We start from the raw sequence: 14,290 nt of genomic DNA, 5'->3' as shown, positions 1-14,290 counted from the left end.
GCCCCTTGGGTTACGTCACGGTCCAGCAGTGGGAGCGCCACTACGCGGACGGCCGCGGCTTCCGGCCGCTCGGCGAGACCGAGCGGGCGCTGCTCGCCGCGCACACCCCCGCTCCGGACGGCGGCGCCGCGCTCGACGTCGGCTGTGGCACCGGGGAGTTGGCCGACTACCTCAGCCGCCTCGGCTACCGGGTTGACGCCGTGGACTACGCCGACAGCGCCCTGACCCGGGCACGCGAACGCTACCCCGACAGCGGGCAGGTGCGGTGGCTGCGACTGGATGTCGAGCACGCGGACTTCACCGTGTTGCGCGACGACGGCTATGACCTCATCGCGCTGCGGCTCGCCTACCCCTTTCTCCGCGACCGCGCCCGCACCCTGCGCAGGCTCGGTGAACGGCTGCGTCCCGGCGGCGGGTTGGTGGTGATCTCGCCGTCGGCGAAGCAGGTGCCGGACAGCAGGCGCGGCATCGCCTTGGACGAGGAGGAGATCAGCCTGCTGACCGAAGGCTGGGAGCAGGCGGAGCGGTTCGACGCGGACGGGCTGACGGTGCTGGTGCTGCGGGGGGCGCCGCACGCCTTCGCTCCGGTGGAGAAGGGCCGCCCGGTGCCGCACGCCGCGGCGGGTGCCTGCGCGGTGGTGACCGACGCGGCGGGCCGCGTGCTGCTCGGCCGGTCGGTGCGCGGGATGTGGGAACTGCCCGGCGGCGGTGTGGAGCCCGGCGAGTCCTTCGAGACCACAGCCGTACGAGAACTCGCCGAGGAGACGGGCCTGCGAGCAGACACCGGGGAAGCGCGCCTGCACGCCGTCCTGCTGGACGAGAACGAGAGCGTGCCCCGGGTGTCCGCCGTCGTCCGCGTCACCGCCTGGTCGGGTGCCTTGCGGTGTCCCGAGCCGCACCGCTTCCACCGCTGGGAGTGGCACGAGCCACGCTCCCTGGCCACGCTCGGGCCGGTCTTCGCACCGTCGGCCCAGGCCCTGGAAGCCGTCTGGCCCGGCGTCCTGCCCGGACCCGGGCCGCTGAGCGTCTGCCCCGCCCGGGCCCGCGACGGTGCCCGCGACCCGGCGGGCCGGGAACGCGTCGGCCCGCCGACGGGGAACAGTGGGGCGGAGAACGGTGTCTGGGGGACCGTCCACGGCCTCGCCCGGGCCTTCGAGGCGCACGGCGACGCGCGTGGCGTGCCCCGGCAGCAGCAGTGGACCCTGCAGGTGCTCAAGCTCGCGGAGGAGACCGGCGAGGCGGCACAGGCCGTCATCGGCGCCGAGGGCACCAATCCCCGGAAGGGCCACAGCCACCGCTGGGAGGATGTGCACGCCGAAGTGGCCGACGTGGTCATCACCGGCCTGGTCTCCCTCGCCCGCATGCGGCCCGACGACGCCGCCGACTACCTCAGGCGGCAGCTCACCGTGAAGGCGGGCAGGATCGTGCAGCCCGCCGCCTCCCCTGAAGCGACTGAGCGGCCCGACACGCACGAGGCCCCGCCCGCGAGCCCACCCCGGAATCCACCGGGCTGCCGCCCGTGAGCCCTCGGCGATCGTATGGACAGGGTGGATCGCCGGTTCCGGTCCGTGGAGCGTGTCGGGCGCACGGGCCCGGGGCAGCTGGGGAGTAGTCGTTCAGTGGTTCAGCCGCCGGGCAGCGCGCAGCCGGAGCCCGGTCAGGCAGCCGGGGCAGGGAGGGACGCGAGCCAGTCGGTCAGCAGCTTGTTGATCTCCGCGGGGCGCTCCTGCTGGATCCAGTGGCCGCAGTCGTCCAGGACGTGGGAGGAGTGCAGGCCCGGCAGGGTGGTGGGATATGCCTCGATGGCGTCCTGCAGCCAGGTGGTGGAGGCGTCCCGGCCGCCGCCGGCGAACAGCGAGGGCTGGGTGACGGGGGCGCCGTCGAAGTCGGCGAGGTCCTCCCAGTCCCGGTCCATGTTGCGGTAGCGGTTCAGGGCCCCGGTGAACCCCGTCCGCTCGAACTCCCCGGCGTAGAAGTCGAGATCCTGTTCGCTGAGCCAGGCGGGCAGCTGTCCGGCGGGGAACCGGTCACGCATCAGGCCGCCGGGCGCAACGAAATGCGGGTCGGGGGCGTCGTCGGCAGGCATGGTGTCGGCGGACAGCGCCGCGTAAACTCCGGCGAGCCAGCCGCGCGCATCGGGCTCGATCTCGGCCTCGGCACGGCCGGGCTGCTGGAAGTAGGAGACGTAGAACTCCTCGTCGCCGCCGATCCGGCTGAAGATCTCACTGGGCCGGGGGCCGCCGCGCGGGCTGTAGGGCACGCTCAGCATGCCCACGGCGCGGAAGACATCCGGCCTGACCAGCGCTGAGTTCGCGGCGATGGGCGAGCCCCAGTCGTGCCCGACGATCACGGCGGTCCGCTCGCCGAGGGCGTGTACGACCGCGGCGTTGTCCTCCACGAGGTCGAGCATCCGGTAGGCGGCCACCTCGGCGGGCTTCGAGGAGCGGCCGTAGCCCCGCACGTCGATGGCCGCAGCGCGGTAGCCGGCGGCGGCCAGCGCGGGGAGCTGGTGGCGCCAGGAGTACCAGGACTCGGGAAAGCCGTGCACCAGCAGCACCAGCGGACCGCTGCCCTGTTCGACGACGTGGATCCGGCCGGCCGGCGAGGGGACCAGCCGATGTGTCAACTCGGATGCCTGGTCCTTGGTCTGCTGCGACATGCGCCCTCCAAAGCTGTGGAACCGCCGGGCGTGGTGCCCAGCCCTGACCCATCGGCTGATCGGGTCCGTAACGATCATGTGTCCCGCCAGGGCCGGAGGCCAGCGTTGTTGCCGCTTTGGCAAATCGCCCCCTGGCACTCGCCATGGCAGGGCAACGGTCCGGGCGTACGGCTCATACACGCGGGCTCCGGCGGGCCGCCGCACAGCAGGGACCGTCCCGTGCCGCGCGCGGCTCACCGCGTCAGGTAGGCGCGGCTCACCGCACCAGGTAGCTCCGCAGACCGTCGAGGAACGGTGTGAGGCGCAATCGGTAGTGCTTCGTCACCGGTTCCAGGTCGGCGACGAAGTCCTCCAGCATGAAGTCGAGCGCGTTGGGGGTGATCAGCGGACCGGGAAGGCGTGCCAGGAGGTGCGCCCCTGGGCGGGCGACCCGGTCGGCGATATCGACGACGGGACGGCTGCGGCCGGCCAGCCGCAGCGCTGCGGTGAGCATGGCCCGCATCGTCATCCGTTCGGGCCCGCCGATCTCGAACGTGCCCTCGGGCGCTCCGGCCGCCGCCGCCTGGGCGACGAGGTCACCGACGTCGTCGACATGCACCGGCTGGTGGTTCTGCCGCCCCCCTTCCGGCAGCGGCAGGACGGGCAGATAGCGGCAGGCACGGACGATGCGGTTGATGCCGTTGTCGCGCGGGCCGTAGACGAAGGCCGGCCGGACGACGGCATGCTCCATCCCGGAGTCGGCCACGGCCAGTTCACCGCGGCGGATGGCCTGGAAGTACGGTTTGGTCGGGTTCTCCGTGACGCCGACGCCCGCCACGTACACATAGCGCCGTACCCCGGCGGCGCGCGCCGCGCGTACCAGTCGCTCGGTTCCCAGTCCGTCGTACTCCAGGAAGCTGTGCCGCTGCCGGGGCTTCTCGAAGGGGTAGTCGGGGAAGTTGGCGCTCTGCACCACCACATCGGCGCCCTCGACGGCTGGCTCCAGCGTCGTCGGATCGAGCATGTCGCCCCAGCGGTAGCCCTCGTGCCGGGCCGCGGCGCGCGCGTTGTGGGTGACCACGACGACGTCCCAGCCCGCCTCGCGCAGCGCCTCGACGCAGGCGCCGCCGATGAATCCGCGGCCGCCGACGACGGCAGCCGTGCCTCGCTTACCAGGTGCGGTCATGTGTCATCCCGTCTCGACGGAGTTCGGGCTCGAAGGGCGTGCCGCTACAGCATCATCATCCGCATCCGCGTGCCCAGGGACGGCACGGACGGGGAGGCCAGCTCACGGTAGAACCGCTCGGCCAACTCCATGTTGCGGGCCATCCGGCGCATGGCGAGGTCGCGCGCTGTACGGGCGCCGGGCACGCTGCCGCACAGGACGCGGGCCCACTGCTCGGAGATCCGCTGGGCGTAGGCGGTGCGGGCCTGGCGGCGCTGCTGGAAGGCGGACAGCCGTGCGGCGCAGAAATCGCCGCTGCGTAATGCCTCTTCGGCCACTTCCCGCAGCAGCGGCACGTCCTCCAGCGTGAGGGAGCCGCCCAGCCCGAGGTGCGGCAGCATCCCGTGTGCAGCGTCGCCCATCAGCACGGCACCGTCGGTCGCCCAGCGGGGCACGGTGACGGTCCAAGGACGGACGACGACGGCGCGCCGGAGTTGGTCGTAGGCAGTGGCTTCGGCCGGGTCGGAGGTGGCGTACCGCAGCAGCGCGCTGTCGGGGTCGGCCGCCTCCCGCTCCCGGGCGACGGTGTAGAGCCAACTGTTCTTGTCGCCGAGGCTGACGCAGCCTCCCGAGCCAGCCGCCGAGAGGGCCTGCCGGGACTCACGGGCCGGCAGCGGCCCTCCGACCCCTGTGACGATGACCTGGCCGCGCGGCTGCCTGCGCGAGGAGCTCAGCCCCAACTCGCCGCGGAGCCGGGAGCCGGAACCGTCGGCGCCGATCAGCAGCGGCGTACGCAGGGTCAGCGTGCCGTCGGGGCGCTGGAGCCGCATCGTCCAGGTGACGCGCTCCCGGCTGAGGGTCCAGTCGTCGACCGAGTCGAGGATGCGCACCCCGGCGCGGAGGGCGGCGTCCCGCAGCAGGGATTCCAGGCGGGAGGGGAGAATTCCCAGGAAGGTGCCCGCGCCCAACTCCGTCAGATTCACCCGCAGCCGGGTGTGCTCCCGCTCGGTCACAAACCAGGTGAGGGATTCCAGTTCGGCGCCGTCACGCAGCGCCTCGGGCAGTACGCCTAACCACCTGAGGCTGCGTGTTCCCGGCGGCCAGAGGAGAAATCCGAAGATGTCCGCCTTGGCATTCCTGCGCGATTCGACGATGGCCGTGTCGATTCCGGACTCGGCCAGTGCAATGCCCGTGGACAAGCCTGCGAGACCACCGCCGACGATGGTGATATCGGGTTTCTCCACAGCGGGACGTGCCACGTCACTCACCACGCCTCAACATTCGCATCCGTGTGTGCGCCGCGCAAGACTCGGGATCAGGAAGCGCGAATCGCGTACAGGCTCTGGCCCGAGACGAGTTGGTCCGTGCGGATGCGCCCGAAGCCGGCCTCGCGCAGCTCGGGTTCCAGCCGGGCCGGGGTGGTCAGTGGGTAGCACCCCTGGGTGCAGGCGAGGATGAGATCCAGGTTGAGCGCTGTGGGGTTGCGGTCGTGGAACATCGAGACGAGCACCAGCGTGCCGCCCTCGCGCAGTGCGCCGCGCAGGGTGCCGAAGAGGGCAGGCCGTTCCTCGGCCGCGAAGTAGTAGACGTTGTTGAGCAGCAGGACCACGTCGTAGGGGCCGTCCAGTTCGGTCTCGCGCACATCGCCCTGGCGGACGGTGAAGCGGTCGTCCAAGGACCAGCGGCGCAGGTTGTCGCGGGCCAGCTCGACCGCGGCGGGCTGGAGGTCGAGTCCGGTGCCGCTGCTGCCCGGCCGCGCCGAGGCCGCACGCAGGTGGACTCCTGAGCCGCAGCCGACGTCCAGCACTCGCCCGCCGTCGGCCTCGCTCACGGCCTCGCGTACGTATTGCGCGATCACCCCTTCGGCGATCCGGGAGGACTCGGCGATCACTTCGGCGTAGCGAGGCAGGTGGTCGCCGAGGTCGCCGCCGCGCAGCGTCTCAGGCAGCTGGCGGTAGACGGTGGCGTGGTAGGCGGTCTGCTCCTCCAGGAGGGCCCGCAGGACGCTGCCGTTGCGGCCGACGAGGGCGCGGGCGCGCCTGCCCTTGAGTGCGTACGTGCCAGGCGCCGCCGCGGTGCCGGAGATCCGGGAGGAGACGGACAGCTCCCCCACCGAGACCCCGAGTTCGAGGAGAATACGGAATTGCTCGGTCCGGGTGATGCCGAGCCGCTCGGCCAGTTCACCGGCCGGAGCGGGGGTCTTCAGGGCTTCCAGCAGCCCGAGGTGTACGGCGGCCGTGAGGAAATGCGTCCGCGTCAGTTGCTGGGAATCCCGCAGCAGAAGTGCGTGGGCGGCCGGATCGGGCTGGCTGAACGCCGTGCGAAGAGTCCTGCTCCATTTGCTGGAAGCCACGCCGATTCTCCTCCTGTTCGCCCGGGGGCGAGGGAATGACAGATGAGCGCTCAGCCTAGAACTCCCCCTTGACGCCTACCAGATGACCGGTAGCGTCGTTTCCCGCCATATCCGGGAGCGTTGCCGTCCGACCTCGGGAGTGCGGCCCCGCGGAGCGAGGGAGAACACGGGTGGAGAAAGCGGCGGAAGGCAGTCCCTCGTCCCCTGCCCGGCACCAGCGCCGCGGCACCCCTCGCCGTACCTTCGTCGCGGGTTCGCTGGGCGCCGGGGCGACCGTACTCGGCGTCGGCGGCCCGGGCACACCGGCCGCGGCAGCCGAACGGCGCCGGGTGGCCGTCTTCGGCGGTGGCGTCGCGGGTCTCACCGCGGCACAGGAGCTGGTCGAACGGGGCTTCGAGGTCACCGTCTGGGAGCGCAAGGAGCTGGGCGGCAAGTCGCGGTCGATCCCCGTCAAGGGCACGGGTACCGAAGGGCGCCGCGATCTGCCCGGCGAGCACGGCTTCCGGTACGTACCGGGCTTCTACCACCACCTGCCGGAGACGATGGCCCGTATCCCCGCGGCGGGCGGCGACGAGGAGAGCGTCCACGACCATCTGGTGGCCCAGGCGGGAGTGCTCTACTCGCGCTCCGGCGGCCGGGAGGACCTGCGGCTGGAGTCCAACCCGGACGACCTGCCGTCCTTGGCGGAGATCCAACGGCTGGTCGTTGCGCTCGTGCAGCAACTGGGCGCCGTGCCGCCGGACGAGACGGCCTTCTTCGCCCGGCAGATCGCCATCTTCGCCACCAGCGGCGAGAAGCGGCGGTTCGGGCAGTGGGAGAAGACCCCGTGGCGCGAGTTCCTGCGCACGGACGAGATGAGCCGGGAGTTCCGCAGGTTGTTCGCGGACGGGCTCACCACCCATCTGGTCGCCTCGCGCCCGGACATCGCCTCGACGCGCGCCACCGGCATCCTCACCGAGCTGTACTTCTACGCGCTCGCCGGGCGCGGCAGCACCGGCAAGCTGGGCCGGGTGCTGGACGCGCCGACCAGTGAGTCGTGGATTCAGCCCTGGGTTGCGTATCTGCGCCGCCGAGGTGTGCGCTTCCAGGTCGGCTGGACGGTCGAGGAGCTGTCCCTCGGCTCCGACGGGCGGATATCCGGGGCCCGGGCGCGCGGCCCGGGCGGCGAGCGACAGCGGGTGGAGGCCGACTGGTACGTGTGCGCGGTACCGGCCGAGCGCGCCAGGAAGCTGTGGTCCCCGGCCCTGCGCGCGGCCGATCCGGCGCTCGCCCGGATGGACAAGCTCCGCACCGAGTGGATGAACGGCATCCAGTTCTATCTGGACAGGCCCACCCCCGTCCTCAACGGCTTCGTCGACTACCTCGACTCGCCCTGGGCGCTGGTCTCCCTGAGCCAGGCCCAGTACTGGGACCGCGACCTTCGGGCCGAGTACGGCGACGGCTCCGTCGCCGAGTCGTTCTCCGTGAACATCGCGCAGTGGGACGCGCCGGGCATCGTGTACAACAAGCCGGCACGCGAGTGCACCCCGGCGCAGATCGCCGAGGAGACCCTGGCCCAGATGCGGGCCGCGCTGGAGGACACCGGGCGCACGGTGCTGCCCGAGAAGTCCGTCAGAAGCTGGCACCTCGACCCGGCGATCAGCTACCCGGACGGGGGTTCCACAGCGGCCAACGACGAGCCGCTGATCGTCTCCGAGGCCGGTTCCTGGGCCCACCGGCCCAGCCACCGCACCGCGGTCCCCAATCTGTTCCTCGCCTCCGACTACGTCCGCGACAACCTCAGCTGCGCGACGATGGAGGGCGCCAACGAGACGGCCAAGAGAGCCGTCAACACCCTGCTGGAGGCGGCCGGTTCGGACGCCGACGCCTGTGCCGTCCACGATCTGTACGCTCCCCCGGAGCTGCGCTTGCTGCGCAAGGCCGACGATGTGCGCTACGCGCTGGGCCTTCCGCACGTGCTGGACACGCCCTGGCCGCTGTGACCGCCGCGGGCGCCCTCAGCGGTGCCGCAGCACCATCCGCAGCCCGCCGCGCGGCCGGAGCGTGACCGTCGGCTGCGGCCTGGGCACCCCGCCCGGTGCCAGCTCCAGCCGGAACCGCTGGGTCAGCATGGCGACGGCGGCGGTCATCTCCAGCATCGCGAAGAGGTTGCCGACACACCCGCGCCGCCCGCCCCCGAACGGGATGAACGCGTGCCGGGGGCGCCCGGGGGCGGCGTCGGGCAGAAAGCGGGAGGGGTCGAACCCCTCGGGGTTCTCCCAGGCCGACGGGTGCCGGTGCACCAGGTACGGCGGCACGGCCAGCGTGCTTCCCGCGGGGACGTGCACACCGTCGATCTCGTCGTCGTCCACGGCGTCCCGCTCCAGCGTCCAGAAGGGCGGGTAGAGCCGCATCGCCTCGCTGAGGACGGCTTTGGTCCACACGAGCCGGTCCATGTCGGCGAGTTCGGGCGCGCGCCCGGACAGCACCGCTTCGACTTCCTCCTCCAGCCTGCGCCGCGCGGCGGGGTGTGCTGCCAGCAGACAGCAGGTCCAGGTCAGCACGGTGGCGCTGGTCTCGTGGCCCGCCATCAGGAACGTGACGATCTCGTCGCGGAGCTGGCGCGGACCGAGCGCCGAACCGTCCTCGTGGCGGGCCTCCAGCAGCGCGTCCAGCAGGTCCTTGCCGCCGGTCCACCGGTCCTGTCCGGCGCTGCGCCGCTCGGCGGCGAGCTGTGCGACCACCTCGTCGACGGCCTCCACGGTGCCGCGCCAGGTCCGGTAGCCGGGTGTGGTGCGCAGCCCCAGCCGGGGCGCGGGAAGCAGCAGCGGATTGCGCATCGCGGTCGTCGCGAAGTCCTGCATCCCGGTGACCGCCGCCGAGACCCGCGCCCCCGTGCCCCGCAGATCGGCGCCGAACAGCGCCTCACCGACGATGGTCAGCGTGAGCAGGCTCATCGTCTCCGAGACATGTACCAGCGCCCCGTCGGGCCGTCCCTCCCACTCCCGGAGGGTGCGCCCGATGGTGGCCACCATTCCCGGCACGAAGCCGCTGACCCTCCGGTGGGAGAACATCGGCTGGATCAGCCGCCGCTGTCTCTCCCACAGCCGGCCCTCGCTGGTGACCAGGCCGTCGCCGAGGAAGACGCGCAGCGGGCGGTAGGTGGCGGCCTTGCGGTAGTTGTCCTGGCGCGCTACGAGAACGTGTTCGGCGTGCGCCGGGTGGCACAGCAGGAACAGCGGACGCCGGGGCAGCAGCGGCACCCGCACCAGGTCGCCGTAGCGGCGGTAGAGGCCGACGGCGGCGCTCAGCGGGTCGCGCCCGATGGCGGCGAGCAGTTGCGGCACCTGGGAAGCGCCGGGACCGGCGGGACGGCGGCCCGCCGGGGTGGTGGCCGTCACGGGACCCTCCGTCGCAGTGTCATCGCCATCTCGTGCAAGGGCCGCAGGGTCACCGTCACCTTGGGCACGGGCTCGAAGCCCGGCAGCAGGTCGAGCCGGTACCGTTGGGTGATCATGGCGAGCGCGACGACGACCTCGATCAGCGCGAAGGCGTTGCCGATGCAGCCCCGTTTGCCGCCGCCGAAGGGGATGAAGGCGTGCCGGGACCGTCCGGCCGACCTCTCCGGCAGGAACCGCGCGGGGTCGAACGCCTCGGGGCTCTCCCACACGCCCGGGTGCCGGTGCACGAGGTAGGGCGGGGTGATGACGGTGTCGCCCGCACGCACGGGCCAGCCGCCCACCTCGTCGTCCGCGGCCGCGTCGCGCTCGACCGTCCACACGGGCGGGAAGAGCCGCAGCGACTCGTTGAGCACCGCCCGGGTCCACACCAGCTGCTCGGTGTCCTCCGGGCCCGGTGGCCGACCCGCGAGCACCTTGTCGACCTCCTCCTCCAGCCGCGCCCGTGCCTCGGGCGCCGTGGAGAGCAGATAGAACGTCCAGGCGAGGCAGGTGGCGCTGGTCTCGTGCCCTGCCATGAAGAACGTGACGATCTCGTCGCGCAGCTGGCGCGGATCCAGCGCCGAACCGTCCTCGTGGCGGGCCGCCAGCAGCGCGTCCAGCAGGTCGCGCCCGGCCGGTTGCCGCCCGGGCCCGGCGCTTCCCTCTGCGCGGTCGGCGATGACCCGGGCCACCACCTGGTCGATGGTGTCCTTGGCCTTGTCCCACTGCCGGAAGCCGGGGCTGGTGCGGCGCGCCGCGCGGGGTGAGATCCAGGTGAGCGGGTTCTTGATGACCTTGGTGACGGCGTCCTGGAGGGTCTCCACCGCGTGGTAGACGCTGTCCCTGTCCCCCGTCAGGTCGGCGCCGAAGAGGCTCGCCCCGACGATGTCGAGAGTCAGCCCGCTCATCGCGCCGGTGGCGTCGACGACGGTGCCGTCCGGGCGCCGGTCCCACTCGTCCAGCATCCGTTCCACCGAGGCGACCATCAGCGGGCGCAGGGTCTCCACCCGGCGGTGCGAGAACAGCGGCTGGATCAGCCGCCGCTGTCTCTCCCACAGTTCGCCGTCGCTGGTGATGAGGCCGAGCCCGATCCACTCGCGCAGTGGGCGGTAGGTGAACGCCTTGCCGTACCGCTGTTCGCGGTCGACCAGGATGTGCTCGGCGTGCTCCGGGCGGCAGAACAGATGGATGCCGCGTCCCGGTGCGAGCGGCACCCGCACCACGTCCCCGTACCGGCTGACGGTCTGGTACATGGACCGCAGCGGGTCGGAGACGGCAAGCCGCAGCAGGCCGGGTATCTGGTGGGGCCGCGGCCCGGGTGCCCGTCTCATCAACTCGCCCCTACTCGTATCCGATGGCCTGCACCACGTTCAGCTTGCCCGCGCGCCGGGCCGGGGGGATGGAGCCGGCCAGCGCGATGAAGATGGCGCCGATCGCCAGCCCCAGCGCCGCCGGTGCCACCTTGAACGGAATGTCCATCGCCAGGGCCTCGCCCATCACGTCGGTGGACAGATAGTGCAGCGCGGTGCCGACGACAAGCCCTGCCAGGCCGCCCAGCACACTGACGGCGGTGGCCTCGGTGAGGATGACGCGGCGCACATACCGTCTGCTGCTGCCGAGGGCGCGCAGGATGCCCAGTTCGCGACGCCGCTCGACCACGGAGAGCATCAGCGTGTTGAGCAGCGCGAGTCCGGCGACGCCTGCGATCACCCACTGGAGGGCGAGGGCGAGGGAACCGACCTGTTCGACGGCGGACTCGGTGGCCTTCACGCTCTCGCTGCCGTCCAGGACGTGCACCGGGTACGGCTCGTGCCCCGTCTGCTGCTCGATGCGGTGCCGCACCGCGGCCTTGTCGGCTCCGGGTTCGAGCATCACCTCGTAGTAGGAGGCGCCGGATTGCCCGTACCACTGCGCGACGCGGTCGAGGGAGAGGGCGATCAGGCCGGCGTCCATGCTCACGTAGTCGACGACGTCGGCGACCTTGATGTGCTGCTTGCCCTTGGCGGTTGGCAGGGTGAGCGTGTCCCCCTTGGAGATCCCTTTGTCCTTGGCGTAGGTGCCGGAGACGACGGCTCCGCGGCCGGCGAGGAGCTCCGCGCGGGCCTCCTTCGACGCCAGCCGGTAGGCGGTGGCGTTGCTGGGCCCGTCCATGCCGAGCAGCAGCGCACGCTTCCCCGGCTGGTTGAGGTAGGTGAACTGACCCGCCACCACCCGCCGTACGCCGTCGGTACCGGCCAGCTCCCGCTGGGTCTCCCGCGGCAGCAGCGGCCGTACCGGCAGTACGTCCTCGGCGGCGCGCTGCACCATCAGATCGGTGTCGGCAAGCGTGGAGACGTTCTTCGAGGCGGCGTCCACCGTGTTCTGCGAGGAGCCCGTGGTGGCGACGCCGATGGCGACGGCGAGCAGCACCGTCATGAACGTCGCCCACGCCCGGCGCGGGGCGCGCTCGACCGCCGAGGCGGCGATCCGGCCGCTGGGCCCCAGCCGGGCGGCGAGCAGCGCTACGGCGCGGGTGACCGGGCCGATCAGTGCGTAGGCGAGCAGGATCACGCCGAGCAGCAGCAGGGAGCCGCCGCCGAAGGACCGCTCGTCGTCGAAGACGGCCGCCGTGACGAACGCCAGTGCCACCAGGGCGAGTCCGAGGCCCAGTGCCCACAGCCGTCCGGCGCGGCGCTGTTCGCCGTCGCCGGTGTCGGCGGACGGGTCGGCGGTGCGCATGGCCTCCACGGGCGGTACCCGAGAGGCGCGGCGGGCCGCAAGCCAGGAAGCGGCGAGCGACGCTGTGACGGCGGCGAGGACGGCGGCCGGTACGGCACCGGCGGGCACCGCCAGCTCGACCTCGGCGTCGACGGAGTCGGTGATCACCGGGGGCAGCGAGTCGATGCTGGCGCCCGCCATGGCGTAGCCGAGCGCGCTGCCGACCGCGGCACCGACCAGCGCCAGCAGCAGCGACTCCAGGAGGAAGTCCCGCATCACAGGGGCGCGCCGGGAGCCCAGCGCGCGCAGCGAGGCGATCTCGCCGCGCCGCTCGGCCGCGGCCATGTTCATACTGTTGAAGATCAGGAACGCCGCGACGACGAGCGCCATGAAGGCGACGAGCAGTGTGATGTTGCGGACCATGGCAGTGGCGTCGTCGGCCTGGTCGGCGCGGAACGAGGGGTCGGTGACGAACGCGCCGGGCCCCAGCTCGGTTGCCAGCCGGTCGCGCAGCGCCCCGGTGTCGGTACCGGGCTCGGCGACCACCAGCACCGACTGGACGCGGTCCCCGAGCCCGGCGAGCCGCTGGGCGACCGGCAGCGGGGCCACCAGGTAGGCGCCGTCGTTGACGGTCTCGGCAGTGCCGCCGCTGAGCGTGCCGGCGACCGGAGCCCGGTGCGACTGGCCCGTCATCGAGGCGACTTGGACGGTGCCGCCCTTCTTGCCGCTCTGGACGCCCGGGCCCGCGAAGACAGCCCCCGGCTCGGTGCCGTCCCCCTCGGCCGCGTCCCGTACGGCGTCGACGGCGACGTCCGACAGGTCGCTGTGGAGCGCCTTGGCCGAGCGGTCGGTGCCGAACAGCAGCATCCGTTCGCCGTCGACCTCCACGGGCGACCGCACCAGCGGCACCGCCGCCTTGACGCCGCCCAGCTCGTCGACCCGGTGCACGGCGGCGGGGGTCAGACCCTCGTCGGTACGCCCTGTGACCTCGATGTCGGCGCCGCCTGCCACCTGGCCGGCCAGCCGCCCCGAGGAGCCGCCGACCGAGCCGTAGATCCCCAGTACGGCGACGATGAGCGCCGCCGCGACGGTGAGCACGCCCAGCGAGAGCGCGGTGCGGGCCGGATGACGGCGCAAATGGCGCAGGTTGAACAGGCGCAGCCGGGCCGCGAGGACGGCGGGTCCCGCCGCCTTGGGCTTGCGCACATCACCGGTCACGAGCGGTGCCCCTCCCCGACGAACTTGGCCACGACGTCGGCGGGGATGCCGTCCGCGACGACGTCACCGTCGGTCAGCAGCACGGCGCGGTCGCTGCGCAGCGCCGCGTCGACGCTGTGGGTGACCATCACCACGGCGCGTTCGGACCCGTCGTGTGCGAGGGAGGCCAGCAGGTCGAGGAGTTCGTCACCGGTGCGGGAGTCGAGGTTTCCGGTGGGTTCGTCGGCGAGGAGGACGCCGGGGTCCATGATGAGGGAGCGGGCGACGGCGACGCGCTGCATCTGTCCGCCGGACAGCTCTCCGGGACGGTGGTCGGCGCGGTCGGCGAGCCCGACGCGGTCCAGCAGCGCCAGGGCCTCGTCCCGGACGGACTTCAGCTTCTCACCGTCCAGCAGCCGGGGTACGGCGACGTTCTCCCAGGCGGTGAGCGCGGGCAGCAGGTTGAAGAACTGGAAGATGAAGCCGAGGCGTCTGCGCCGCAGGTCGGAGAGCGCGTCGTCGTCGAGGGTGGCTAAGTCCGTCTCGTCGAGGAGTACTCTGCCCTCCGACGGGGTGTCCAGGGCGCCCATGACATGCAGCATGGTGCTCTTGCCCGAACCGCTGGGGCCGAGCACGGAGACGCACTGCCCGCCCTCGACCGTCAACGACACACCGTTCAGCGCGCGTACGGGCTGTCGGCCGCGCTGGTAGTCGTGCACCACGCCGTCGAGCCGGAGTGTGGCCATGTACGGGGTCTCCCCTCTCCCGAGGCGGACCGCCATGTGCGGAACCTGGCGGCCTGGTTGCCGGGCCAGTTGTGC

The 14,290-nt window shown here is 72.3% G+C and carries 10 protein-coding genes; 2 read left to right on the top strand and 8 right to left on the bottom strand.

What is annotated here, in order from left to right; genetic code table 11:
• The first annotated feature begins 5 nt into the window (after window positions 1-5).
• Window positions 6-1,523 (top strand): NUDIX domain-containing protein, encoded by a 1,518-nt coding sequence (locus JW592_RS19800; RefSeq protein WP_229376430.1) that lies wholly within the window; start codon window positions 6-8, stop codon window positions 1,521-1,523.
• 134 nt (window positions 1,524-1,657) lie between these two features.
• Here JW592_RS19800 and JW592_RS19795 read toward each other — a convergent pair whose 3' ends face one another.
• The 4 genes from JW592_RS19795 to JW592_RS33415 all read right to left on the bottom strand — a co-directional run bounded on the left by JW592_RS19795 (window position 1,658) and on the right by JW592_RS33415 (window position 6,156).
• Window positions 1,658-2,659 (bottom strand): alpha/beta fold hydrolase, encoded by a 1,002-nt coding sequence (locus tag JW592_RS19795; RefSeq protein WP_209266495.1) that lies wholly within the window; start codon window positions 2,657-2,659, stop codon window positions 1,658-1,660.
• A gap of 256 nt (window positions 2,660-2,915) precedes the next feature.
• Window positions 2,916-3,824, bottom strand: coding sequence for an NAD-dependent epimerase/dehydratase family protein (locus JW592_RS19790; RefSeq protein WP_209266494.1), 909 nt, complete (start codon window positions 3,822-3,824; stop codon window positions 2,916-2,918).
• 44 nt (window positions 3,825-3,868) lie between these two features.
• Complete coding sequence (locus tag JW592_RS19785; protein WP_209266493.1) at window positions 3,869-5,062, bottom strand: FAD-dependent oxidoreductase; 1,194 nt, start codon at window positions 5,060-5,062, stop codon at window positions 3,869-3,871.
• 56 nt (window positions 5,063-5,118) lie between these two features.
• Window positions 5,119-6,156: an SAM-dependent methyltransferase gene (locus tag JW592_RS33415; RefSeq protein WP_209266492.1), complete on the bottom strand. Its 1,038-nt coding sequence runs from the start codon at window positions 6,154-6,156 to the stop codon at window positions 5,119-5,121.
• 170 nt (window positions 6,157-6,326) lie between these two features.
• Between JW592_RS33415 and JW592_RS19775 the strand changes: the two genes are divergently transcribed.
• Window positions 6,327-8,138 carry a hydroxysqualene dehydroxylase gene (locus JW592_RS19775; RefSeq protein WP_209266491.1) on the top strand — a complete coding sequence of 604 codons (1,812 nt, stop codon included), beginning with the start codon at window positions 6,327-6,329 and terminating at the stop codon, window positions 8,136-8,138.
• 15 nt (window positions 8,139-8,153) lie between these two features.
• Here the strand turns inward: JW592_RS19775 and JW592_RS19770 are convergent, their stop codons facing one another.
• Genes JW592_RS19770 through JW592_RS19755 form a run of 4 tightly spaced genes read right to left on the bottom strand, consistent with a single transcriptional unit; the run spans window position 8,154 to window position 14,215 of the window.
• Window positions 8,154-9,536: a cytochrome P450 gene (locus JW592_RS19770; RefSeq protein ID WP_209266490.1), complete on the bottom strand. Its 1,383-nt coding sequence runs from the start codon at window positions 9,534-9,536 to the stop codon at window positions 8,154-8,156.
• Window positions 9,533-10,906: a cytochrome P450 gene (locus JW592_RS19765; protein WP_229376429.1), complete on the bottom strand. Its 1,374-nt coding sequence runs from the start codon at window positions 10,904-10,906 to the stop codon at window positions 9,533-9,535. Before JW592_RS19765 ends, JW592_RS19770 begins: the two co-directional genes overlap by 4 nt.
• 10 nt (window positions 10,907-10,916) lie before the next feature.
• The gene (locus tag JW592_RS32865; protein WP_209266488.1) at window positions 10,917-13,490 is read right to left on the bottom strand and encodes an ABC transporter permease; all 2,574 of its coding nucleotides are present in this window, start codon (window positions 13,488-13,490) and stop codon (window positions 10,917-10,919) included.
• Window positions 13,487-14,215 carry an ABC transporter ATP-binding protein gene (locus JW592_RS19755; protein ID WP_209266487.1) on the bottom strand — a complete coding sequence of 243 codons (729 nt, stop codon included), beginning with the start codon at window positions 14,213-14,215 and terminating at the stop codon, window positions 13,487-13,489. Before JW592_RS19755 ends, JW592_RS32865 begins: the two co-directional genes overlap by 4 nt.
• Window positions 14,216-14,290: the final 75 nt, after the last annotated feature.

Source organism: Streptomyces spirodelae, assembly GCF_017676385.1.
GTDB lineage: Bacteria > Actinomycetota > Actinomycetes > Streptomycetales > Streptomycetaceae > Streptomyces > Streptomyces spirodelae.
This window is presented reverse-complemented; position numbering and strand designations above follow the sequence as displayed.